Source organism: Variovorax durovernensis (assembly GCF_977011995.1).
In genome coordinates this window covers 3551734-3573296 of record NZ_CDRNCW010000001.1, presented here as the reverse complement: position 1 = coordinate 3573296, position 21563 = coordinate 3551734, and the positions used below count along the sequence as shown (strand labels likewise).

31 protein-coding genes are annotated in these 21563 nt (G+C 65.1%); 23 read left to right on the top strand and 8 right to left on the bottom strand.

Annotation, left to right across the window (positions count from 1 at the left end; all coding sequences use genetic code 11):
- From ACWV14_RS17045 to ACWV14_RS17030, 4 genes are all read right to left on the bottom strand, one after another.
- A complete protein-coding gene (locus ACWV14_RS17045) occupies positions 1–777 on the bottom strand; it encodes a DeoR/GlpR family DNA-binding transcription regulator (RefSeq protein WP_454902746.1) in 777 nt (258 codons plus the stop codon).
- A 102-nt stretch (positions 778–879) separates the two neighbouring features.
- Positions 880–3156 (bottom strand): phosphocholine-specific phospholipase C, encoded by a 2277-nt coding sequence (locus ACWV14_RS17040; protein WP_454902745.1) that lies wholly within the window; start codon positions 3154–3156, stop codon positions 880–882.
- A gap of 26 nt (positions 3157–3182) precedes the next feature.
- Entirely contained in the window at positions 3183–3356 is a 174-nt protein-coding gene (locus ACWV14_RS17035; RefSeq protein WP_454902744.1) for a hypothetical protein, read from the bottom strand.
- Positions 3357–3403: 47 nt separating this feature from the next.
- Entirely contained in the window at positions 3404–5467 is a 2064-nt protein-coding gene (locus tag ACWV14_RS17030) for a LamG-like jellyroll fold domain-containing protein (protein ID WP_454902743.1), read from the bottom strand.
- 224 nt (positions 5468–5691) lie between these two features.
- On the opposite strand from ACWV14_RS17030, the gene ACWV14_RS17025 reads away from it, so the two are divergent.
- Together ACWV14_RS17025 and ACWV14_RS17020 are read left to right on the top strand one after the other, a co-directional pair.
- Positions 5692–6162: a hypothetical protein gene (locus ACWV14_RS17025; protein ID WP_454902742.1), complete on the top strand. Its 471-nt coding sequence runs from the start codon at positions 5692–5694 to the stop codon at positions 6160–6162.
- Positions 6163–6231: 69 nt separating this feature from the next.
- Positions 6232–6549, top strand: coding sequence for a hypothetical protein (locus tag ACWV14_RS17020; protein ID WP_454902741.1), 318 nt, complete (start codon positions 6232–6234; stop codon positions 6547–6549).
- 28 nt (positions 6550–6577) lie between these two features.
- On the opposite strand, the gene ACWV14_RS17015 is transcribed toward ACWV14_RS17020, so the two are convergent.
- Positions 6578–6982: a DUF3693 domain-containing protein gene (locus ACWV14_RS17015; protein ID WP_455342460.1), complete on the bottom strand. Its 405-nt coding sequence runs from the start codon at positions 6980–6982 to the stop codon at positions 6578–6580.
- A gap of 514 nt (positions 6983–7496) precedes the next feature.
- Here ACWV14_RS17015 and ACWV14_RS17010 point away from each other — a divergent pair.
- The 21 genes from ACWV14_RS17010 to ACWV14_RS16910 all read left to right on the top strand — a co-directional run bounded on the left by ACWV14_RS17010 (position 7497) and on the right by ACWV14_RS16910 (position 17505).
- A complete protein-coding gene (locus ACWV14_RS17010) occupies positions 7497–7658 on the top strand; it encodes a hypothetical protein (RefSeq protein WP_455342459.1) in 162 nt (53 codons plus the stop codon).
- Positions 7655–7840 (top strand): hypothetical protein, encoded by a 186-nt coding sequence (locus ACWV14_RS17005; protein WP_455342458.1) that lies wholly within the window; start codon positions 7655–7657, stop codon positions 7838–7840. The genes ACWV14_RS17010 and ACWV14_RS17005 overlap by 4 nt, the downstream gene beginning before the upstream one ends.
- Positions 7841–8015: 175 nt before the next feature.
- Positions 8016–8234: a hypothetical protein gene (locus ACWV14_RS17000; protein WP_455342457.1), complete on the top strand. Its 219-nt coding sequence runs from the start codon at positions 8016–8018 to the stop codon at positions 8232–8234.
- On the top strand, positions 8231–8419 hold the full coding sequence (locus tag ACWV14_RS16995; protein WP_455342456.1) for a hypothetical protein: 189 nt from the start codon (positions 8231–8233) through the stop codon (positions 8417–8419). Before ACWV14_RS17000 ends, ACWV14_RS16995 begins: the two co-directional genes overlap by 4 nt.
- Positions 8416–10317 (top strand): replication endonuclease, encoded by a 1902-nt coding sequence (locus tag ACWV14_RS16990; RefSeq protein WP_455342455.1) that lies wholly within the window; start codon positions 8416–8418, stop codon positions 10315–10317. The genes ACWV14_RS16995 and ACWV14_RS16990 overlap by 4 nt, the downstream gene beginning before the upstream one ends.
- Positions 10301–10447 (top strand): hypothetical protein, encoded by a 147-nt coding sequence (locus ACWV14_RS16985; RefSeq protein ID WP_455342454.1) that lies wholly within the window; start codon positions 10301–10303, stop codon positions 10445–10447. The genes ACWV14_RS16990 and ACWV14_RS16985 overlap by 17 nt, the downstream gene beginning before the upstream one ends.
- A gap of 3 nt (positions 10448–10450) precedes the next feature.
- Positions 10451–10750, top strand: coding sequence for a hypothetical protein (locus ACWV14_RS16980; protein WP_455342453.1), 300 nt, complete (start codon positions 10451–10453; stop codon positions 10748–10750).
- 17 nt (positions 10751–10767) lie between these two features.
- Positions 10768–11244 carry a hypothetical protein gene (locus ACWV14_RS16975; RefSeq protein ID WP_455342452.1) on the top strand — a complete coding sequence of 159 codons (477 nt, stop codon included), beginning with the start codon at positions 10768–10770 and terminating at the stop codon, positions 11242–11244.
- The gene (locus ACWV14_RS16970; protein WP_455342451.1) at positions 11228–11872 is read left to right on the top strand and encodes a hypothetical protein; all 645 of its coding nucleotides are present in this window, start codon (positions 11228–11230) and stop codon (positions 11870–11872) included. Before ACWV14_RS16975 ends, ACWV14_RS16970 begins: the two co-directional genes overlap by 17 nt.
- A gap of 255 nt (positions 11873–12127) precedes the next feature.
- Entirely contained in the window at positions 12128–12967 is an 840-nt protein-coding gene (locus ACWV14_RS16965) for a major capsid protein P2 (RefSeq protein ID WP_455342450.1), read from the top strand.
- A gap of 27 nt (positions 12968–12994) precedes the next feature.
- The gene (locus ACWV14_RS16960) at positions 12995–13465 is read left to right on the top strand and encodes a hypothetical protein (protein ID WP_455342449.1); all 471 of its coding nucleotides are present in this window, start codon (positions 12995–12997) and stop codon (positions 13463–13465) included.
- A complete protein-coding gene (locus tag ACWV14_RS16955; RefSeq protein WP_454902729.1) occupies positions 13465–13944 on the top strand; it encodes a hypothetical protein in 480 nt (159 codons plus the stop codon). The genes ACWV14_RS16960 and ACWV14_RS16955 overlap by 1 nt, the downstream gene beginning before the upstream one ends.
- The gene (locus ACWV14_RS16950) at positions 13917–14294 is read left to right on the top strand and encodes a hypothetical protein (protein ID WP_454902728.1); all 378 of its coding nucleotides are present in this window, start codon (positions 13917–13919) and stop codon (positions 14292–14294) included. Before ACWV14_RS16955 ends, ACWV14_RS16950 begins: the two co-directional genes overlap by 28 nt.
- A complete protein-coding gene (locus ACWV14_RS16945; RefSeq protein ID WP_454902727.1) occupies positions 14291–14821 on the top strand; it encodes a hypothetical protein in 531 nt (176 codons plus the stop codon). The genes ACWV14_RS16950 and ACWV14_RS16945 overlap by 4 nt, the downstream gene beginning before the upstream one ends.
- Positions 14818–15564 (top strand): hypothetical protein, encoded by a 747-nt coding sequence (locus ACWV14_RS16940; protein WP_454902726.1) that lies wholly within the window; start codon positions 14818–14820, stop codon positions 15562–15564. Before ACWV14_RS16945 ends, ACWV14_RS16940 begins: the two co-directional genes overlap by 4 nt.
- The gene (locus ACWV14_RS16935) at positions 15564–16304 is read left to right on the top strand and encodes a glycoside hydrolase family 24 protein (RefSeq protein WP_455342448.1); all 741 of its coding nucleotides are present in this window, start codon (positions 15564–15566) and stop codon (positions 16302–16304) included. Before ACWV14_RS16940 ends, ACWV14_RS16935 begins: the two co-directional genes overlap by 1 nt.
- Positions 16301–16498 (top strand): hypothetical protein, encoded by a 198-nt coding sequence (locus ACWV14_RS16930; protein ID WP_454902724.1) that lies wholly within the window; start codon positions 16301–16303, stop codon positions 16496–16498. The genes ACWV14_RS16935 and ACWV14_RS16930 overlap by 4 nt, the downstream gene beginning before the upstream one ends.
- Positions 16495–17007, top strand: a complete 513-nt coding sequence (locus ACWV14_RS16925) for a hypothetical protein (protein WP_454902723.1) — start codon at positions 16495–16497, stop codon at positions 17005–17007. The genes ACWV14_RS16930 and ACWV14_RS16925 overlap by 4 nt, the downstream gene beginning before the upstream one ends.
- A gap of 2 nt (positions 17008–17009) precedes the next feature.
- On the top strand, positions 17010–17177 hold the full coding sequence (locus ACWV14_RS16920) for a hypothetical protein (RefSeq protein ID WP_455342446.1): 168 nt from the start codon (positions 17010–17012) through the stop codon (positions 17175–17177).
- A complete protein-coding gene (locus ACWV14_RS16915; RefSeq protein WP_454902721.1) occupies positions 17174–17341 on the top strand; it encodes a hypothetical protein in 168 nt (55 codons plus the stop codon). The genes ACWV14_RS16920 and ACWV14_RS16915 overlap by 4 nt, the downstream gene beginning before the upstream one ends.
- Entirely contained in the window at positions 17338–17505 is a 168-nt protein-coding gene (locus ACWV14_RS16910; protein ID WP_454902720.1) for a hypothetical protein, read from the top strand. Before ACWV14_RS16915 ends, ACWV14_RS16910 begins: the two co-directional genes overlap by 4 nt.
- On the opposite strand, the gene ACWV14_RS16905 is transcribed toward ACWV14_RS16910, so the two are convergent.
- The 3 genes from ACWV14_RS16905 to ACWV14_RS16895 form a co-directional block, all read right to left on the bottom strand.
- Entirely contained in the window at positions 17502–17849 is a 348-nt protein-coding gene (locus ACWV14_RS16905; protein ID WP_455342445.1) for a hypothetical protein, read from the bottom strand. The genes ACWV14_RS16910 and ACWV14_RS16905 overlap by 4 nt on opposite strands.
- Positions 17850–18173: 324 nt before the next feature.
- Positions 18174–18524, bottom strand: a complete 351-nt coding sequence (gene tnpC / locus ACWV14_RS16900) for a Tn3 family transposase post-transcriptional regulator TnpC (protein WP_454902718.1) — start codon at positions 18522–18524, stop codon at positions 18174–18176.
- A complete protein-coding gene (locus ACWV14_RS16895) occupies positions 18521–21547 on the bottom strand; it encodes a Tn3 family transposase (RefSeq protein ID WP_454902717.1) in 3027 nt (1008 codons plus the stop codon). The genes tnpC and ACWV14_RS16895 overlap by 4 nt, the downstream gene beginning before the upstream one ends.
- Positions 21548–21563: the final 16 nt, after the last annotated feature.

Sequence of the window (21563 nt, the reverse complement as noted above, 5' to 3'; positions counted from 1 at the left end):
TCAGGCGATCAGCAGACGCTCGCAGGCTTTGCGCAACGGCACAAGGGCGGGCAGCGTGCGCGCCTTGGCGTCGGTGACGATCGCGTCGATGTCTTCCGTGCTCGCATAGGTCACGCGGCTGGCCTGGCCGATCTTGGCGTGGTCGGCCAGCAGCACCAGTTGCTGCGCCTGTTCGGCCATGGCGCGGGCCACCGCCGCCTCATGGTGCTCGAAGCTCATGGCGCCGTGCCTGGCATGCAGGGCCACGGGCGACAGCATCGCGACGTCGGCGCGGTAGCGGCGGATGGCCTCCACCGTGATGTCGCCGCATGTGGCCTGCGTCTTCACGTCGATCTCTCCGCCCAGCAGGATGGTCTTGTTGCCGGTCAGCCGGCCTTCGCTGGAGCCTTCGAGCTTGAGCGCGATGCTCAGCGAGTTGGTGATGACCGTCATGCCGCTCAGCGCGGCAATCTCTTCCGCCAGGATCGACATGGTGCTGCCCGCGTCGAGGAACACCGTCTGCCCCGGCTGCAGCAGCGTGATCGCCGCCTTGGCGATGGCGCGTTTCTCGCGCTGCCGCGCCACCAGCCGCACAGCCAGAGGCGGCTCGGGCTCCACACCGGTGGCGATGGCGCCGCCGTGAACGCGCCGCAACTCGCCCAGGCCCTCCAGCTCGAGCAGGTCACGGCGGACGGTCTCGCGAGACACCGCAAGATCCTGCACGATGCGGTCGACGCTGAGTCGGGAGAAAGTGGCCAGCAGGCTGCGGATGCGCAGGAATCGTTCTTCTTGAAGCATTGAAACGCCGTGGTGAAAAGAAAGAGCGGCGCCATTGTGCCTACCACCGGCGCAATGCCGGTGGGAAACAGGCGGCCTCGCGGGGCGAAGCCGCCGTCGGCATCAGAGGTCGGCCATGCCCATCGCGGGATCGCTCACCGAGTGCTTGCCGGTTTCCACGCGGCCGGCGAAGCGGCGGTAGTAGCTGGCATCGGCGTCGCATGTCACTACGAAGTCATACCAGCAGCCGCTGCCCGACAGGTCCCAATGCTGCTCGGCGACAGTGCCGCCACTCACCGTCGCGGTCCACGGACCGTCGTCGCGGTAGGCCTTGGCACGGATGGTGAACTTGCAGGCGTTCTTGCCGCCGTTGAGCATCTTCAGGTAGACGTTGCCGTTGGCGATGTCGTAGCACACGCGAACCTCGGGCACCGCCACGTCGCCCGCGCGCAGGGTGTTGAGGTTGCCCTTGAAGTGGCGGTGATAGCCGTTGGGGCCGAGCACCCAGAGGTCGTAGAAGCCGCTGTTGTCGGCCACCGGGTTCCAGGTGTCGTCGAGAGTCTTGCCGGCTTCGACCATGTAGCGGCGCGGCAGCAATCCGAGGTTGAGCTTGTCGTACACATGGAACACGGCGGCGGCCTTGCCGGTGTTGGCGAACAGCAGCTGCAGCTTGCCGTTGACGACGTCGCTGCGCGCGCTGGTGTGAAGCTCGTAGGGCAGGGCGCGCGAGGGGCGCGTGCCCGTCGCCTGGCGGGGCAGTTGCGGATCGAGCGGCACGGCAATCTGCGGCAAGGCCTGCTGGTCGGCACGCAGCTGGTTGGCCTGGTCCTTGGTCTTGCGTCCGGCCAGCACCGGCAGCGCATCGTTGTTTGGCGAGACGAAGTTGAAGGCGCTGGTCAGATCGCCGGCGATCGCGCGACGGTAAGGCGAGATGTTCATCTCCCTGACCCCGAAGCGCGCCTCGAGGAAGCGCAGAACCGAGGTGTGGTCGAACACCTGCGAGTTGACCCAGCCGCCGCGGCTCCATGGCGAGATGACATACATCGGCACGCGCGGTCCCGGGCCATAGACGCGGCCGTCAGAGGGCACGGTGGTGCTGCCGACCAGCGGGTACGTATGGCGCTCGAAGGCCACGTCGGCATCGGACAGCGTGGTCTTGCCGGCGATTGCACCCTTGGGGTTGGTGGGGTCGATCAGCGAAGGTGCCGAAGGCGAAGGCATGTGGTCGAAGTAGCCGTCGTTCTCGTCGAAGTTGACGATGAACACCGTCTTGCTCCAGACGTCGGGGTATGCGGTGAGCGCGTCCAGCACCTCCTGGATGTACCAGGCGCCCTGAACAGGGCTCGAAGGGCCGGGGTGTTCGGAGTAAGTGGCAGGCGCCACGATCCACGACACCTGCCGCAGCTTGCCGTTGGCCACGTCCTGCTTGAAGGTGCCGAGGAATCCGCCGTCCGGCATGGTGTTGGCTACGCCCTTGTAGAGCGGGTTGCCTGCGTCGTCGCTGGCAGGGTCGTAGGCAGGCACGGTCTGGCCAGCGGGCGGACTGGCGTCGCCGTCATAGCGCATGTCGTTCTTGCCGGAGAGCTTGTTGGCCACGCGGTACTGCTGGAAGCCGTGCAGCGGGTTGTCGGTGTAGTTGTCGGGCAGGTTCTGGTAGACGATCCAGCTGACCTTGGCTTCCTCCAGGCGCTCCGGATAGGTCTTCCAGTTGCAGCCGAACTTGGTGGAATCGACGTTGGGATTGCTCGTCGGGTCCCACGGCTCCCTGAGGTTCTCCCAGGTGTTGTCGATCGAGGCGGTGCCGGCAAGGCCGGTGCCGACCTGGCCCGACGGGCCGTTGGTGCCGGTCCAATGGAACAGGCGATTCGAGTTGGTGCCCGTGTGCATGCCGCAGTGATAGGCATCGCAGATCGTGAAGGCGTTGGCCAGCGCGTACTGGAACGGAAGTTCGGCTTCCATGAAGTAGCCCATCGACGCGGTGTTCTTGTAGCGCGGCCACTGGTACATGCGTCCGCCGTCCCAGGCGTTCTGCGCATCGCCCCAGCTGTGCGGCGTGCCGCTCACACGCTGCGCGTTGCCCTTGCTCTGGTCGAGGTGGTAAGGCAGCACGGGCTTGCCGTTGGCATCGCTCTGCTGCCAGACGTTCATGCCCTTGGGCAGCGGAATGGTGAAGCGGTCGCCGAAACCGCGCACGCCCATCAGCGTGCCGAAGTAGTGGTCGAACGAGCGGTTCTCCTGCATCAGGATCACGACGTGCTCGACGTCCATGATCGTGCCGGTCTTGTTGTTGGCCGGAATGGCCAGCGCACGGCGAATGCTGGGCGGAAAAGCAGTCAGCGCGACGGCGGCGAGGCCCGACGAGGCGGTGCCCTTGAGGAAGTTGCGGCGTGAATTCGTCATGGTGTTGTTGTGTGGGTTCGTGGCGTTCAGGGCGCGCAGCGCATTTCGGGTTTGACGCTCGTGTCTGGCTGCGTAGCCGGCGGCGTGGGCGTCCCGACGATGGGCACGCCGCCGCCGTTGTTGCCGCCACCGCAGGCGGAAAGCACGCAGGCCAGGGCCAGCACCGGGATCAGCCGTGGGGTCAGTGAAAGAAGGTGCATGGGGATCCTCTCTTGTGTCGTGTGTGGAGTGAGTGAGGTGGAATGGGTCAGGGCGCGAGCGTCGACAGGGGACGGGCGGCCTGGTAGATGCTCTTGATCTCATCCGCGGTGAGCGCGCGGTTCCAGATCGCGAAGTCGTTGAAGTCCATGGCGCCGCGCGGTGCGCTGGTGCCTGCGCGCTTGTAGTAGAGGCCGGTGCCGTCCTCGTTCAGGCCAATGCCGTTCTTGAGGCCGCCGAGCTTGGCGACCAGTGCGGCCGAGAGGGCCACGCCGCCGGTCTGCACGCCCTTCGCAGGATCGATCGCATAGCCCTTCATCGCGAGGCCCGACTTGTCGATGACCATCGCCACGTAGGCCCATTGGCCGGCGCTCAGGAAGTGGGCGCCGCTGATTTCGCCGCGCGAGCCGCCCAGGCCTGTGTTGAACCGCAGTTCGCAGTTGCCGAACATGCCGATGGCGATGCCCTCGTTGCTGCCACTGTCGTAGTTCTTGTTGGCGATGACCGATGCGCCGTAGCCCACCCCTTGGCTGCAGGTGGCGTCGGTGCGCATCCAGAAGCCGATGGTGAAAGCGGTGACTGCGGGATCCGTCGTCACGTCGTTGGTCTGCATCAGGCGATAGCCCGACATGCCGGCCGCGTTCACGATGCGGTTGTCCACGCGCAGCGCCTTGGCTTTGAAGCTAGGCTTGAAGCCGTCGTCGTCCACCAGCGAACCGGCCGCGGCGTCCACAGCCCAGGGCGCGAGCGTCGAGGCGCCGGTCCTGACGTCCAGGGCGGGCAGCGCATCGAGCGGGTAGTAATTGACCAGCCCGTTGAGCAGCGAAGGCGGCAGCGGCACGGGCTTGACGGCGGTGATGGCAAGCGCGGTGTCGCCTGCCGCCACTGTGTAGAGGTAGCTGAAGTTGCTGTCCTTCACGCCTTCGAGGGTGTCGATGTAGGCCGTGCTACCTGCAGCCAATGTGGCGACCGGCTTGCCATCGCGCAGGATTTGCACCGGCACATTGGTGGTGCCGGCCAGCTTCCACGAGAGCTCGACGCTGTCCCTGTCAGAGCCGGTGCGGGCGGAAAGCTCGCGGATGCTCGTGGCGCCTTGCAGCGCGATGCCGCTCCAGGCGTAGTTCGCAGGTGCTGGCGTGGCACCCAGGTGGCGCAGCACGGTCGGCGCGATGTCGGTGGCGGCGGCCAGGCGAAGCAATGTGCTGTCGGTAGGCGCGGCCGTGTCGACGGCGGGCAATGCCGGAAGGGTCTTGTTGCTGGCGATGAACACGGTCTTGTCCGCGATGCCCTGCAGACCGGCGCTGGTGCCGAAGGCATCGAGGCCGTGGCCCGTGGTGAGGATGACGAGCCAGTCTTCCTTGGAGTCGTTGGCGGTGCGCTGCGAAATGCGCGTGAGCAGCTTGCCGACGGCGGCGGAGGTGTCCGAGATGGCCTGCTGGTAGTCAGCGCCCTTCAGCCCGCTGTTTGCAACCACGGCGGCAGGCGCGCCGTATTGCGCTACCAGCAGGTCGTAGCCTGCGTCGATGAGTTGAGAGGTACGGTCCGTCACGCAGGCATCGGCCCCCGCGCAGTCGACTGCGGCGTCGATTGCGCCAGGCTCGTTGCCCAGCAGAGCAGGGTAGAGCGCGTTCGCGGTGACGGCGCCGGTCTTGTAGCCAGCCGAGGCGTTCTGCTTGGCGATGGCGAAGATCGAGGGCGCGAGCTTGGCGTCGATGCGCTGGGCGCCGCCGTTGCCGCGCACGCCGTGGCGATTGGCCCAGGTGCCTGTCAGCAGCGTGGCCCAGCCCTGGCTGTCGGATGTGGGTTGCTCGCTGAGCGTGCCGGCGACGCCGCCGGTCCATGCGGGAGCGATGCGAAGCGACTGCAGCGCAGGCGCCTTGCCTTGTGCGACTGCATCGCGCAGCGCCGCATGCGTGAGGCCGTCGATCTCGACCACCAGCACCTTCGGGCCGCTCTTTCCCTGGTTGGTGGCGGGAGTCGATGTGCCGCCGGAGACAGGCGGAATGAACGCGCTGCCATTGCCTCCGCCGCCCCCGCCGCAGCCGGAGAGCAAGAAGGCGGTGGCGGCCCCCAAAGCTGCAAGCCCGCTTCTTGCGGTCGTTCCTCTGATCATGTTGTTCCCTCAAAAAGTTGAAATTCGCTCGCGACCCGAAGTGCGTTTTCTTGTGTTTAGGCATGAAAAGGTTGTTTGCATAAATTGCCACAAACACAAGTAATGCAACCGATCTTGCGGTTGCCGAGTGACATCTCTTTGACAACGCTCACGGAACTACTCGTCGGGTGATGCGGCCCAGATGGCGGTGCCGCCGCGCGCTCTTTTTGCGCGCCGTCCTACGTATGGAAAGCGCAGCAGAAATTCAGATGGCAGACATGCAAGGCTTTCTGAATCGCGCGCTACAGCTTCTTCAGCAACTGGCGTACGCACGCGTGCTGTGCGAGTTCCATCGCATTCAGGATTTGCGTTGCAGGGCGTCCGATATCTGCAGCCACGGGTCAGTGACAGCGCAGGAGCGACTGGTGGTCTGCGAACAGCGCCTGGAAGCGTTTCAGCAGAACCTCGACAACCCCGACAAGGTGGCCGCAGTGCGCCTGGCGCGGGCGCTGTACCTGCGCATGCTGCTGGGCAGCGCCGCCAAGCGGCTGCAACCGTGGAGCGACGGGGAAGACATCACGGACATGCCGCTGTCGCACATGTTCGAATGGATCTCGCACGACTTCGAACGGCTGGAACTGGCCGCGCTTGAAGATGCGATGACGCCGGCTGAGATCGTGATGTATGCGCGCTCGATCGAAGGCGTACACGGGTGAATGAAGTGCACGCTCGGCGAGCGTAGAAAAAAGGTTTCATCCTCCATCGATTTTCGGTAGAGTGATTCGATGCCCACCGTACTTTCTTTCCCGGCCCAGGCGCGCGCGGAAGAGCTCGCGTCGAGCCTGGAAGATTGCCAGGTCCTCGAGGTTTCGTTTGCCAACGGGCCACCGATGCCGGCAATCAAGGGCGGATGCTTCCAGTTCGCCACTGTCTTCAAGGCATTCGGCGGGCAGTGGAACCATGCACGCAAGGTGCATGTTTTCTATGACTGGAGCGCTGTTGCCGCGTCGCTGGAAGCTGCGTTACGCCGGCAAGGGGATGGCGCCGAACACTCAGAGCAGGATTGGGATCAGGATTCCGGCTTCCGGGTCAGGGCACGTTGAAGCTGCCGCAAGCGGGAAACCGCTCATCTCATATATTTAACATAATGCACAGACCCGGGGTGCTGTGGGCCTGGGCTGTTCCGGTCGAAGCCTCGGCCGAAGTGGGGGAGCCTGCTATCACAAACATAGCAGCGCCCACGGCGAACATGACGGCCGCGACAGCGTGGCGCAGCTGGTTTGCCATGCGGAGCCACAGCTGGCGAAGCTCGGGCGTCTTCGCCCGCTCGGCGTGAAGTTCGGCAATCACGCTGGCCGGGTCGCGGTTGATGAGGGCGGCCAGGCGCAGGGCCACTTCATCGTCGGGCCGTGACTTGCCGTGGCGGTAGTTGGTAATCGCGTTCTTCGACACTTCCAGCAGTTGAGCTAGGCGGTAGTCGCTGTCGATGCCCTGCGCCTTTTTGGCGCGGTCCAGCAGTTGATCTAGGGTCTGCATTTCTTACTCCGTGGGGCGGGTGAATTCGAGGGCGCGCGCGCCCTGAAACTGGTAGCGGACGCCATCAGGGCGGCTCGCGGGGATTTGGAGACACGGGGCGCCATTCAGGGTGCAGCGGCCAGGGCCGAGTGCGAGTTCGACCAACGGCTGAGCGTGCATGTCGATCAGGACCTCGGCCTCTCCGGGCGCCGTTTCCTTAAAGCTCACCTCGCAGTTGCCAACGTACGTCGGCTTGACGTGGTGACCCGGCCAGGTCTCGCACATCGCTGTCCATTTCGGCGGGTAGCTTTGGGCGGAGGCGCCCGTAACGTACAGGGCGAAGAGCAGCAAAAAGGGGGTGGAAAGGCGTCGCATTCCCGTAACGTACGGGAAACCACCTTGGGCGTCAAAGGTGAAAGGACTTGTGACGGTAAAGGGGGTGTGATTAAATCCGGCCGCCGCGGCGGGTTTTTTCTCCCTCCCACCTCGATCCGTCGCGGCCTTCTGATCGAGGGGGAGGGTAGAGGTGGGCTCTATGCAAAGTTTTGAAAAGCCGTACGTTGCGACGTGGGCGGGCGTCGATGGCCCCTGCGTCCAGCGCTTCGAGGACGCGCGCGGCCTCCTGAGCTGGCTGGTGGGCTGGTGCCATCAGGGGCAATGCGTGTTGGGCGTGTCGCCGATGGAGGTGCGTCTGTGAAAACCACCGTCAAGCTCGATCTGCACAAGTCGGTTGTGATCGAACCCGAAAAGGAGGGCGTCAAGCTCTCGATTCGGGTCGGTTCCGTCGTCGTCGGCTCGCTGGTGCTCCGCAAAGAGCTGGTGGGCGCGGTCCTCTCCGGTATCGAGCACGCGGCCGGCACCCCGGCCCCGCTGCTGTGAGCGCCGGCGTGCCGGTGGTCCCGGCAAACCTGTTTATCGCGGACGTGATCGAGGCAACGGGGGAGGTTTTCGAGCTTCCCCCGCTGCTTCGCCCCGTCCGCCCTGGCGCTGAACGCCGCGCCGTGTGCGGGCGCCGGTCGAACGGCTTTCCGTGCGAGCTGCCCGCGGGCTCGAAATGCCCCGATTGCTCTTCGTGCGGGCTGATGTGAAACAGGCCATCGTCGCGCCGCAGTTCGGCGTTTGGTCCTCCCTGGCGCCGATGACCGACAACCCGGCCGCGCAGCCGCCGAAGCCGGCGCCGTGCGTGCTGGCGCATCTGCGCGTGCTGCGCAACGAGGCGCACGCGCGCGCCGTGGCCCAGGTGCGCCGCGCGCCTGAGGTGTGGCGGCTGTGAAGCGCGTATCTGTCGCCGTGACTGATGAGCAGATTCAAGCGGTCGACCGCTTGATTCAAGAGCGCAATAGAGAGTCGTGGCTGCTGGGCGGTGGGCGCTGGTCACGGGATCGCGTCATCGGTTCACTTTTCGCCGCTGAGCTGCGCCGGCTCGAGAAGTTGAATCAACCGCTCGAGCAGAAATGAGCCTGAGCAGCTACCTCGACCGGTACGACAAAACCCGCCTTCGGTGGGTGATCGATCGTTTCCCGCTGTCGTGGCAAGCCAGGCTCACGAAGTCGCTCTCCAAGCTCACGGACCTGAACTACCACCGCTGGAAAGAGCGCGTTCTCCAGCTGACCGAAGCGGAGCGCGCCGGCCTGCGCCCCGACGCCACCGATGCGGACATCTGCGCGGCGGCCGAGCTCACGGCCAACGACTTCGCGCGCCGGCTGCGCCACATGCGCGCCATCGCGGAGCGCGGCCAGGCGCACGCCCCCATGCGCGAGCGCTTCGGCGCCGGCTGGGTGGGCCTGTGGCTCTCGCACCAGGCGCGCGCCCTCATGGATGCGCGCGGGATGCTCGACCTGTGGCCGGATGGCCCGACCGTGACGCGGGCCGGCGCCGTGGCGCGCATGGCCTGCGCGCGCTGGTGGCGCCGCACGCTGCGCAAGCTGCACGCGCGCACCGTCGAAGCCTGCGCCATCGGGATTGGCCTTGTGGGCCGCCACGCGGGCCTGTACGCCAGCGACGAGGCGGTGAGGCGCAGGGCAGGGCAGAACGCCCGCAACGCCGCAGCGCTGCAGTCCGTCACGGCGGTGAACGACCTGATGCAGGCGCAGACCCTGGCCGAGCTGGCCGCCAAGGGCACCGCGAACAAGGCGATTCGCCGCGTGGAGCTGCTGACCCGCATAGCCGGCTTCGATCTGATCGCGAAGGAAATGGGGCACGTCGGTTGCATGGTCACGATGACCTGTCCGAGCCGCTTCCACAAGAAAACCACCATCAAAGGACGTGTCCATGACAACCGGAAATATGACGGCTCGACCCCCAGCGAGGCGCAACGCTATCTCTCTCTCGCTTTCTCTCGATTCCGAACTGCCGCGGCTCGCGCTGGCCTGGACCTATACGGGTTCCGAATCGCCGAGCCGCAGCATGACGGCACGCCGCATTGGCATTGCCTGTTCTTCTTCCGGGAGGGGCTTTTTGGAAAGCTGTCCGAGCTGGTCCGGCGCTATTTCCTTGATGCCGATTCGCCGGACGAACCGGGCGCCCAAAAGCATCGCGTTGACTTCGAGCTGATCGACCGGGCGAAGGGCTCGGCGGTCAGCTACGTCATCAAATACGTCTCGAAGAACATCGACGGCTACGGCGTGGGCACTGACCTTGAAGGGAACCCCGCCATTGAGTCGTGCCAGCGCGTCGAAGCCTGGGCATCGACGTGGCGAATTCGCCAGTTTCAGCAGCTCGGCGGCGCGCCGGTCGGCGTGTGGCGCGAGCTGCGCCGCATCAATCCCGACAACATCGGCGAGCACGCGCCTGAGGCGCTGCGCGTGGCCGTGTCCGCGGTGAATGCGAAGGGCGAGCCTGGAACACAGGCAATCGCCTGGATGCGCTACACCATGGCGCAGGGTGGAGTCGGCTGCAAGCGCGCGAGCCTGCGCATGCGCCTGCTCAAGGGCGAGCGCAGCGCGGCCGACGCTGGCAGGGTAGGGCGGTACGGTGAGACCGTGCCCGCGCGCCTGCTCGGCGTCGATGCAGACGGCGTGCAGCTCTTCCGCAACCACATTCACGTCATGAACCCGGCCGCGCCGGCATTCGAGCGGAAGCTGTTCGCCTCCGTTGAGTCGGAGCGGTGCGCCTGGGTCGTGACGCACGGCGAGCGCGCTGAGGCAGAGAGCGCGGCGCGCGTGGTATTCGAGCGCAGCGGCGAAGCCGCGAGCACTCGGATTCATGTCAATAACTGTACGCACCGGGACCTCTCGCGAGTCAGCGAGTGGGCGCCCGTTCGTGAGTACAGGCCCAGATTGCGGCGCTTTGTCGCAAGACCGAAGCCACCGGGACCCGTGGCGATACAGGAAACCGAAGATGACAACCCCTACTGAGCACAGCGAAGCCGATCAGGTACTGATCGACGAGCTGAAACGCGTCGAAGAGGAAGGCCCGCACGAATCCGACCCGCGAAAGCCCGCGGTCGATGTCGCCCGCGCCCTGCGCGCCTGGTTCGAAGCCTAAGCCGTGGCCGCCGAGAAAATCGGCGACGGCAAGTGCCCGCTGTGCGCGGGCGCTATGCGCGTCAGCCTGTCCAAGAACCAGCTCGCGGTCATGACGTGCAACAGCTGCAACTGCCAGCTGTTCGCGCGCTCGGGTCGATCTGACGAACTGCTGCGCGCCTGCATCACGCGGGCCGCCAACGCGCCGGAGCCGGCACCCGCACCTACCCCCTCACCAACGCCCGTTGCGCCTGCTGTGGCGCCATCGGCACCCGCTCCGGCGCCCGCCGTGCGGAAAACCTTCGGATTGATCTCATGGCCTTGACAAACGAAACTCCCGACGTGACCGACGTGGTCGCGAAGCCGGGCGGCGCGGCGCCGGAAAGCCTCGACAACATCGCGCGCGAAGCCGACTTGCTCGACACGTCTCCGGAGCGCGAGGCGCAGGCCGGCCAGGTCGCGCAGGCCGAACAGGTCACGGCCAACAACGAAAGCGAATTGCTCGTGACGCTGCAAGCGATGCGCGCGATGGCGTTTCCGATGTTGGCAATGGTCACCGACGAACAGCGCATGAGCGCACTCGCCAACGTCTGGAACGATGGGGTACTCGGCGCGTCGGCAGCAGCTGGCGCCCAGGTTCTGGAAAAGCATGGCTGGTCGATGGGCTCGCTGATGGGCGACTACGGCTGCTACGTGATGTTGGTGGCCGCGCTCGCGCCCCCCATCGTCTTGACGAAAAAGATTCTCGAGACTCCGAAGGAAAAACCTCGGGCCCCAGCGCCCGCACCAGCGCCGGCCGCCAATGGACAACAGCAATAAACCGAGCCTGCGCCTCTACTGCGGCGCGACGGGCTCGGGGAAGGGCGTCAGCCTGCGCGAATACCTGCGCGGGCTGCGCGCGCCGCGCATGCTCGTCTGGGACCCGCTGGGCGAATACGGCGACCTCGTGACGGTCACCACGTCGAACCTCGGCGACGTGGCGCGCCAGGCGAAGAAAGCCAGCTTCAAAGTCGCCTACTACCCTGGCCCGGATGCCCGTACGTACGAGGAAAAGTTCGCCATCTTCTGCCGCATCGCCTTCGCGGCCGGCAAGCTGGTGATGCTGGTCGAAGAGCTGGCCGACGTGACCTCTCCAACGCATGCGCCGATGGCCTGGCGCCAGTGCACGAAGAAAGGCCGGCACGCGGGCTTGCAGATCGTCGCGGCCACCCAGCGGCCGGCCGACATCGACAAGCACTTTCTGGGCGGCTGCACGTACATCCGGTGTTTCACCCAGCGCTTTCCCGCCGACCGCAAGGCCATGGCCGGCGCGATGTCCGTGCCGGTGGCCGACATCGAGGACCTGCACACCATCGAGCAGGGCAACGTGACGGTGCTCAACTGGATCGAGCGCGATTTCCGTACCGGAAAAACCACGCGCGGCAGCAAAAAGATGTCGGGAAAGTGAGCGGGCTACGTAGGCCCTACGTACGGGCCTCGGAGCTATGTGGTGTACGGGCTGTCGGGTGGTAATGGCGGCTCCTTCACCTCACCATTCACAGGACCCGCAAATGCAAAGCAAGCTCAAAGACGCGCTGATGACCACCGCTGTCGTTCTCGCAACGATTTACGTGCTGAACAAGGTTTCGTTCACGCGCAACGTCGTTCAGACCGCACTGGCCTAAGCCCGTCGCCTGACCCCTCAACTCCAAGGAAACACGCGATGACCCGCAAGGTACAGCTGAACCAAATTCAAAACGTCGGCCCGGTGTCGCGTGCAACCATCCGTCTGCCCCTGGGCGTGACGTACAACAAGATCGTGATCTTCACGGCGGGCAACATCACGGCCTCGCTGCTGTCGAATATCGTGCTGAAAGTCAACGGCTCGGAGCGCATCCGCTGGAAGAGCTACACCCAGGTCGCGGCCCGCAATGCCTACAACGGCAACGCCACCGACCCCAACGTGCTTGAACTCGACTTTGTCGAACGCAACGGCAAGGACGAAGCCTCGATGACCCTGGGCGCCTATGCGGCCACGGCAGAGGCCGGCGTGCAGGATATGACGATTGAGTTCGACATCGCGACGTACACCGTCACGGCCGCATCGGTCATCAAGGCCGTGGCCGAAGTGGACGTGCCGAGCGCGAATCGCTTGATCGTGCGCAACCGCTTTTTCCAGAAGACGCTGGCCGGCGCCGTCGAAGAACAGGTGATCATTCCCTTCGGCATGAACGGCGAGCAGCTCAAGCGCATGTACATCTTCGGCACGCTGGCGAACATCGACTCGGTGCGCGTGCGCCGCGAGGGCGCCGACGAATACGAAGCGCTCACCCAGGTGTGGAACGAGTTCTTCCAGAAGACCTACGGCAAGGTCCCCCAGGCCGGACTGTTCACCGTCGATTTCACCGAGCACAACCTGATGGGTCACATGCTCAACACGGCCAACATCAACGTCGGCAGCAAGTCCGTGCCGATCCAGAACCTGGACATCCGACTCAAGACCACCGCGGCCGGCACCTTCGACATCTACACCGAGTCCATCACGCTGAACGACCGTCCCTGATCGTCGGCACCAACACAAGGAGCTGATATGGCATGGGGATCTTTCACGGGCGACGGCCTGTCCGGCAATGTCTTCGACATTGGCGGGCCGACCAGCCTTGCAACCGACTTCTACGACGGCTACGGCGGAAACGGCGTGTCGCTCGCGGAGGCGGCGGACGTGCGCAACGGGTCGTACGACTACAGCGGCTCGTCGGGCGGCATCACGGCATGGGCGGCAACGTCGCGCGATGCCGTCGAGCAGGCGCGCATGGGCGCGGGCTACCCGGACAACGGCAAGCCCTGGGACTGGAACGCGGCAACGATGGGCGTCTCGCGCCTGATCGACAGCGCGAGCCGGGCCTATGCCGTGGCGAACGGGTCGATTTCGCCGACGTACGCGGGCCAGAACGGGTTGACCTACCAGAACGGGCGCCAGGTGCGCTCGCTCTCTATCGGTAGCAATCTGCTGCCCCTGCTGCTGATCGGCGGCGCGTTCCTTCTGCTGAGCAAGAAGTAATGGCATTCAACGCGGCAGGTTCAACGGCCGGGGCGGCTGCTGGCGCAGCTATCGGGTCGGTCGTACCGGGCATCGGAACTGCCATCGGCGGGGCAATCGGTGGCATCGCGGGCGGATTCATGGGAGGCCCCAGCGTTGCGAGCGGCGGCGCGGCCGGTGGCGGCGCTTCGGCAACGCCCCAGGCCACCCAGGCGGCCGTCTTCGGCTCGGGCCTCGATGGCTCGGGCTGGCAAGTCAACTTCGGGTCCGGCGCATCGCTGAGCCTCGACAACCGCCAGGACAAGACGATCACCAGCGAGGGGCCGATTGCATCGGCGAACCCCAGTGCGGGCAAAAGCCCGTACGGCAGCTACTACGACGATCCCTACGCCGTGGGCGGCCTCGGGCTCGATTCGCTGGGCCTGGGCGGCGTGCCTCCCGTGGTCTGGCTGATCTTTTTCGGAGCCGTCGCGTGGAAGCTGTTCAGGTCCAAGAAGTAACCGCGGCCGATGCCGCGGCCACCATGCGCGCGGCGGGGCTGAGCGCGCCGCTGTCGTGCGACACGCCAGAAGATATCGCGGCCTTCGGCAAGTGCTTCGAACTACGCACGCCCGAAGGCGTCGGCGTGTTCGTCGTGCGCGTCAAGGGCGGCGTGCTGTGGATCGACGGCGCCGGCTCGCGCAGCGGGGCAGGGCTGACCGAAGTAGGGCTCGCCCTGTTCGATCAGATGGCGCGGATGTCCGGCTGCACGCATGTGGCGTTCGAAACGAAGCGCGTCGGCCTGGTCAAGAAATCGAAAAGCGCCGGCTACAGGGTGGCCGGCTTCATCATGAAAAAGGCGGTCGCATGATCTTCAAACGATGGGAGCGCAGGCACTGCGCCGACCCGCTCGAAACGCGGCTGTACAAGGGCGGCAGCAGCACCAGCACCAGCGCCTCTCTTGCGACGACGACCGTCAACAGCGACAGCCGCGCGGTGCTCCAAGACTCGGTACAGGTGGGCAGCGGCTCGACGGCCAATGTGAACCTGTACAGCGCCGACGCGGAGGTGCTCAAGACCCTGGCGAACACGCTGCCCGATGCGGTCGCGGCGCTGGGGCAGATGAGCGCTACCACGCTGCGCGACGTTGGCGGGTCCGTGGTGAACCTGAACAAAGACAGCCTCGCGGCCAACTCGAAGGCTTGGGACAGCACGCTCCAATTTGGGGCCGGCGTCGTCGACAAGCTGATCGATCAGATGTCCGAAGGCTACGGCCTGGCGGGCAAGGCCATCGACAGTTTCACCCCGACCGAAAACAAAAACGCCGACATCGGCAAATACGCCATGTGGGCGGCTGCGGCCGTCGCCGTGGCCGTGCTCTTCAAAGGCTCCAAATGATCGAAATCATCGACGGCACGTGGGCGGCCGGGGAAACCAAGACCTTCCACATCAACGGCGAATACCTCGAATTGCTCGATGCGCTGTACCAGTGCGACGTGTACCTGATGGACAAATCGGGCGCGCAGCTCTCGATCATGCGCAAGTGCGAGGTTTCGTTTTTCTCGAAGCCGACGGGAGGTTTCAACAGCCTGCAGATCTACAGCGCCCAAGCGCAGTACATCCGATTCTTCGTGGGCTCGGGCGATGCGGGCACGCGGCGCATTTCCTCGACGGTACAGGTGGTGGACGGCGGGCTGCGGCGCACTCTTGCAGGTTCGGCTTTCATGGGCGCCGTCTACAAAGCGCCAGTGGCCAGTCAGTATTCGCGGGTCCAGCTGTGGAACCCGGCGGGCAGCGGCAAAAATCTGATCCTGAAAAGCACCACGGCAGGATCGGCAACGGCGCAGGCCCTCAAGGGGGCGTTCTATAACACGGCGTTCGGGACCCTGGTTGCCACGCCGTCCAAGCTCAACGGCGGCGCGCCAGGTGCTGCCATGTTCGGCACGGATGCGGGCGCGGCGACGTTGTTCCCGTCGATGACAGCGGTGTCCGACTACGTGTTTGCGGCGGCGTCGCTGAGCTCGTTCCGCATCCTTCAGGAACCGCTTTTGATCGGCCCGGGAAAGGGCTACGTCATGGAAACGTCAACGACAAACGTTGACGTGCTCGCGGTCTTCGAATGGACGGAAGAGGCCATCTGATGAGCCGCGCCCGCGTCCTCGTCTCGTTCGCCGTGCTGGGCCTCGGCGCCCTGGCGCTGGCAGCGTACGCGCGCGGGCAGCACACCAACACGGACATCGAAGAGGCGCCCACCGACAACGGCGGCGCCTGGGGATCCTTCGACCCCGGCGCCTGGTTCGATTCGGCGTTTCCGATCGATGACATCACCCAATCAATTGCGAACCTCGGCAGCGAGGTGGAAGCCATGACACAGCAGCCCTCCGGATTCAGCGTCGAAGCCAACGTGCGCGCCTTCCTCGAAACCATCAAGCAATGCGAGGGCACCGCCAACGCCGCGGACCCCTACCGCGTCTGCTACAGCTACCGGCACACCGTGCAGGACCTGTCGGACCATCCGGCCGTCACGGGCGAGTGGCGCGGCGAGACGCTGCCCGCGGCGATGTGCGCGGCCTCGGGCTACGGCCCGGGTTGCGTGAGCACCGCGGCCGGCGCCTACCAGTTCATCAAGCCGACGTGGCTCAAGCTGAAAAACAAGCTGGGCCTGCCGGACTTCGGCCCGGCCTCCCAGGACGCGGCGGCCGTCCAGCTGCTGCGCGACTGCGGCGCCTATGCGCGCCTGTCGGTCGGGGACCTGGCCGGCGCGGTGCGCAAAGCCTCGTCGCAGTGGGCCAGCCTGCCGGGCTCGACGGCAGGGCAGGGCGGGCGCTCCATGGGCCAGGTGCAAGCCTGGTACGGCGGCTTTGGCGGCGGTGCTGCATGAAGCAATCCGAACTCCTGATCGTGTGCGCGGTCGCCGCGGCGGCCGGCTACTACTTCTGGAAGATCAAGCCGACAGAGAAGCCGGCCGCGGCGCCCGCTGTGCCGTCGCCGGCCGGCGCGCAGCTGCAGGCCCAGGTGGGCCAGCTACAGGCGGAAATCGACGCTGCTAAGGCCGTCGTGCCGACACCCGCATGAAGCTGAACACGGACACGAAGGTCATCATCGCTGGCGTGCTGGTGCTGGGCCTCGGCGCCTGGTACGTGCAGCGCCAGGCGCGCGCGGCTGCGAGCGGCCTGATCGACGGCGTCGGCGATGCCTTCGGAAACTTCTACTCAAGTCTCGCCGACGGCGTCGGCGGCGCCTGGGATTCGGTCAGCACCACGGTGCGCGATTCCGGCGATGCCGTCGCGGCGGCGCTCGGCACCCAGGGCCAGATCGATCCTGTGACGGGCGGCTATGTGCCGTTCGGCGCGGTCCCGAACCCTCCGCCCGGCACCTCGTACAACGTGCCCTGGTACCTGGGCGGCGGCACGTCGAACCTGTTCAGCGCGGACGGAACCTACCTCGGGCCCGGCGTCTGGAACTCGACGGCCACGCGCCAGGCGGAACAGGCCGACGTGCGCCGGCTCGACAACGCCATAGCTGACGGCAGCTACCGTGCCCCTTCGAAGTGGGCTTTCCTCTTTCCCAACTACGCAATGTGACCATGGACATCCTTCTCAAACGAATTCGCGAGCCCTCGACCTGGGCCGGTATCGCTGCGCTCGGCGCGCTGTTCGGCCTGCCGCCCGACACCATCGGGCTGGTCGGCCAAGTGGCGATGGGCGTGGGCGGCCTGGCCGCGGTCGTGCTGGCCGAGAAAAAGCCGTCGTGAACTCGCCCGAACTGCTGGCCGTCTGCGCGGCCTCGATGGTCGGTAGCGCGCTGGCGGTTTGGGGCGTGGTGCGCCACGAACTGCACAGCATGCGTGCCGAGATTCAGCGCGCGCATGCGCGCATCGACGTACTGCCGCACGCGCGGCCCGCGGGGGTGAAATGAAAGCCTGGATCCCGACGCTGCCAGAGATTGGCCGCGAGACGCTGATCATCATGGCCGGCGCGCTGATCGCGGCGCTCGTGCTCTCGCGCATGCCCAAGGTGCGCGACTTCATCCAAAGCAATGCGGCCTTCGGCGGCTGTAACTGCGACAAAGAGGCGGCCTAGACCGCGTACACGGGCGCGTTCGCGCTGCCCCAGTCGTACTCCGTCTCAAGCCTGGCTACCACGCCCGCCAGGCGCTCGCATTCCCGTTTCCACGTCGCGGCCTCGGCCGCGCTTTGCCGTGCCGCGTTGAATGCATCCGTCTCGATGTGCTGCACGCCGTAGAAGCTCTCCCAGTACAGCGCCAGCTCGACGGTGCGCGGAGCCGCGCCACGCGCCCGCCAACGGGCTAACGTGCGCGGGGTGACACCCAGGTAGCGGGCTAGCTTGTCTAGGCCATGTGGGTTGGCCTCGATGAGGGCGTCAAGCGCCGGCAGCGAGCGGGGCGCACGAAAAAGCGGTTGCACGGTCGTTGTCTCTCTGATCCTTCTCCGGCTGAACACTTTGGTTCGCCAGGAGGGGTTCGGGCATCCCGTGAACAAGCGATTGCCACAGGCGACGGATACCGCGAGCGACAGCGCGACGAACCCTGCGCACTCGATTTAACATAATGCACATTGTGTGGATAAACAAAGTTCCCGACGCTCCCGCACAACAACCCACATGAACATGGGACTTTCGTCCCATGCGCCATCAGCGCATCCCACCTGAGGGCAAGCCAGGATAAGGCCAGTTTTGGCTCATAAGCCCTCAGGTTGTTTGGACCAAACCTTTTATGCGATTTTCGCCGCTCAATCGCGAGACTGAAGGCTCTCCAACGGTTCGATCAGTTTCACCCACCCTTGCAGCGTAGAGATCGTTTGCAGAATCTCTGCAGTTGCATCGAAGGCCAGCTCCGGCAGACTTTCCTGGCTCGTGGAGACCGACAGCCCTGCGCCATTGATCACAGCGTGGGCCATGCCGTGCAGCCGCAGCAGGATGTCTCGAAGGCCATCCTGCCCTCGCGCACGCCCAACAATCTTGTCCAGTTCCTCGACCGCACTCAGCAGTGCTGTCGTGTCGTAGCTAGTCTGCGCACGCGTCAGCGCAGCCCGGTCCAGCCGGCCGTAGGCCGTGACGATGGTGAGGTCCAGATCGCTCATGCGCCAGCTCCTTTCTGGTTGGCGCGCTGCGCCTCCGCGGCCGCAGCTCGCGCGCGCTTGGCCGCCTCCCGAAACTGCGACTCCTTGACCCAAGGCTCCGGCGGCCGTTTCAGGTCGAGGTGGTAGTTGCCGAAACGCTTGATGCCCGAAGTCATGTACGGACTCAGGTATTCGACGTCAGCGGCGGAAACCGGCTCCCCGTCGGCGTACATCTCCTGCAGCACCCGCATCATGTCGACCGTGTTCTGCAAGATCACCGACGACGCTACCAGGTCGATGAAGCGAACCCGCTTCTGCTGCTCGTTGGGGTCGTTCTCGTTGATCACGTCACCGCCGAAGTCCAGCCATTTTGTGAATGCGTGGTACGACTCGATCTTGTTCGTCGTGGCGCTCACCTCCTGGCGCATCTCCTTGCTGGAAATCCAGCGCAACAAATAGACGGTGCGCAGCACGCGGCCGAGTTCGCGCGCCGCGGCAAAGAGCCGGTTATGCCGTCCTTCCTGGCTGAGCTTGCGTAGCAGCATCGGCGAGGCGATCCGTCCGGCCTGGATCGAGATGGACACCTGCATGAGATCTCGCCAGTGGTCCCGGATCAGCTTCCAGTCCACCACGTCAGTGAACAAGCGATCGACATGACGGTAGCGTGTGCCCTTCTCGGGTCGGTAGAAGCGCAGGTCCTTCCAGTTCCGGATGCGGGGCATTAGTTGGATGCCCGCCAGGTGTGTGAAGGCGAAAACAGTTTCCGATTGCCCATGGGTGTCCGAATACACCGTATCGGCCTGCACGCTCAGACCGGCCTTCATCAGGCCCTCAATGACATAGACCGCTTCGAGTACCCCTGGTGGTATGAAATGGCGAAACACCGCGATGTAGTTGTCGGCCACATGCCGATAAGCCACCGCACCCATGCGCCGGTACCGGAAATGCATGCCCACCAGCAGGTTCTGGTCGTAGAAATCGTGCTGTGTGCCGTCGGCCGCCACCTTCTTGCCCTCACCCCACAGCTTGGGCAATTCGAGCCGCAAGTACAACTCGGTCAGATCGCGGCAGGCGTTGTCCAACTGGTCCAGGCTCATGTGCCGCTGGTTGGCATAGGACAGCTGATGCGGCGTCACACCGTTTGACAGGTGGCGCGCGGCCTGGTTGGGTCCGAGGTTGCAGCCCATCGCGAACACGGTCAGCAAGTAGCGCTCGCGTGCGTTGCGCAGTTTGGGATCGTCGCCTGACTGGGGACCGAAATTGCGAGTGAATCCGGTCCAGTGCTCGATGTTGGCCAGAACATCCAGCAGGTTGCGCGGCACCGTGCGATTCTCGATGGCTGCATGCAAAGCGATGGCCGACGCCGGCACTTCGCGTGCGGCGACACGCCGCAGGGTCGGCTCGCCAGTGCTGCCGATCACCACGTCGCCCGCATGCTGTGGGAACTCTTCGTCGACTTTTTCGGCGGTCTGGGTGAGCAGTTGCTTGAGACCGTCGACGAAATCATCCGCCGCGGTCGGTATGCCGATCCGGTCGCAGTACGTCGGCAGGAGCGCTTCGCACTCCTTCCAGGGCAACAGCTGCGCGCGATAGTCGGCAAAGGATTCCGAGCCTTCAATGCACACATCGCCTGAGCGAAGATCACCGCTCAGATAGCTGAACACGCACACCTCCAGGTAACGCCGGTTCGTCGGATGGCCCAGGCCATGCGAACGGCGCACCAGCTTGCGCCAGCGCTCGGAGGCAAACGACAGCGTCAGGTCGTCTGCGATCCACTCGACCTTGCGGTGTTCGTTGGCCAGCACAACCTCCAGGGCATCGAGCAGATTGCGGTCCTGGGTGGCGGCTTGGAAGCGCAGCGCCTTCGCCATGCGGAACATCGCCGCGCGCCAACTGCTGAAGGCCTTCCAGATCAACGGCAGGTGGTTGCCGCCGCTCCACACGCGGATGGCCTCGCAGTCCGTCCTCAACTGGTCCAGGTTACCGTGCGGAGCGAGCAGATCGCGCACGCGCTGGCCGGTACTCGCGTCGTCCAGGTTTTCGGCGAGGATCTCCAGCACCTGCTCCAGCGTGGCGACCAACTCCTCGCTCAGTTCGCGCTGGCGCGCCTGGATCACCTGCAGTTCCTCCTTGGCGCACTTGTGGATGGCTCCAATGCGGCGAATGAACATTTCGGCCACGTCATCGCGAGCCCTCACGCGCATCTGACGGATCAATGCCAGGATCAGTGTGTAGCGCTTGGCTGGCAGCAAATCCTTCATGTCGCCCGCATCGAGCGCCGATGCCATGTCGGCCATGTGCTTGAGCTTGGTCGCTGGCACGCCGTCGAGCAGCGCATCGCTGTCGGGCAAGGACTCGAGCCAGGTCAACTGGTCCAGCAGCAGATCGAGATGCTTGCGCGAGGCCTTTTTCGCGGACCTCTTGATCTGGTTGTACAGCGTGCGTCGGGCAGGCAGTTCGGCGGCCAGCAACCGATCCAGCCAGTTTCGCTGGGCCAGGGTCAGGCGCTGGTTGATTCGCTTGTGCAAGGCAGCCTCGGCAGCCGAATGCGCCTGCTCGGCGATTTCGTCGAGTGTGCGAAACACCGGTAGTTCGTAGCCCAGCCGCACCAACTCCTCGATCGTGATGTTGATGATGTCGACGCGGGTTTCCACGATGCTGGCGGCCTGTTGGGCAGCCTGGATCGTCAGCTTCCGTGTCTGCCCATCGGTATAGGGCCTGACACCGAGCAGTTCGCGAATCGCCTTGTGATGACGATACAGCGTGGCCAGCGACGCGAACTCGATCCTCTCGGTCGGCGCCGTGCCCAAGGTGGCTGAAACATGCTCGACGAGCTCGACAGGAACGGTTTCGAGCGCCGGAAAGTGACGCAGGAACTCAAAGCATTTGAGCAGCACGAGCAAAGCCAGGCGACGTTCCGCGGTTCGCGAATGCCGCTGCGCCCATTCAATTTCCTCGGGCCTCGGAGTGAACGACGCCTGCAAATCTTTGAGCGTCAACGTCCGAGGAAATCGAGGGTAAGCCGTACGTTCAATGCTCGCCATGGCACAAAACCTCCGC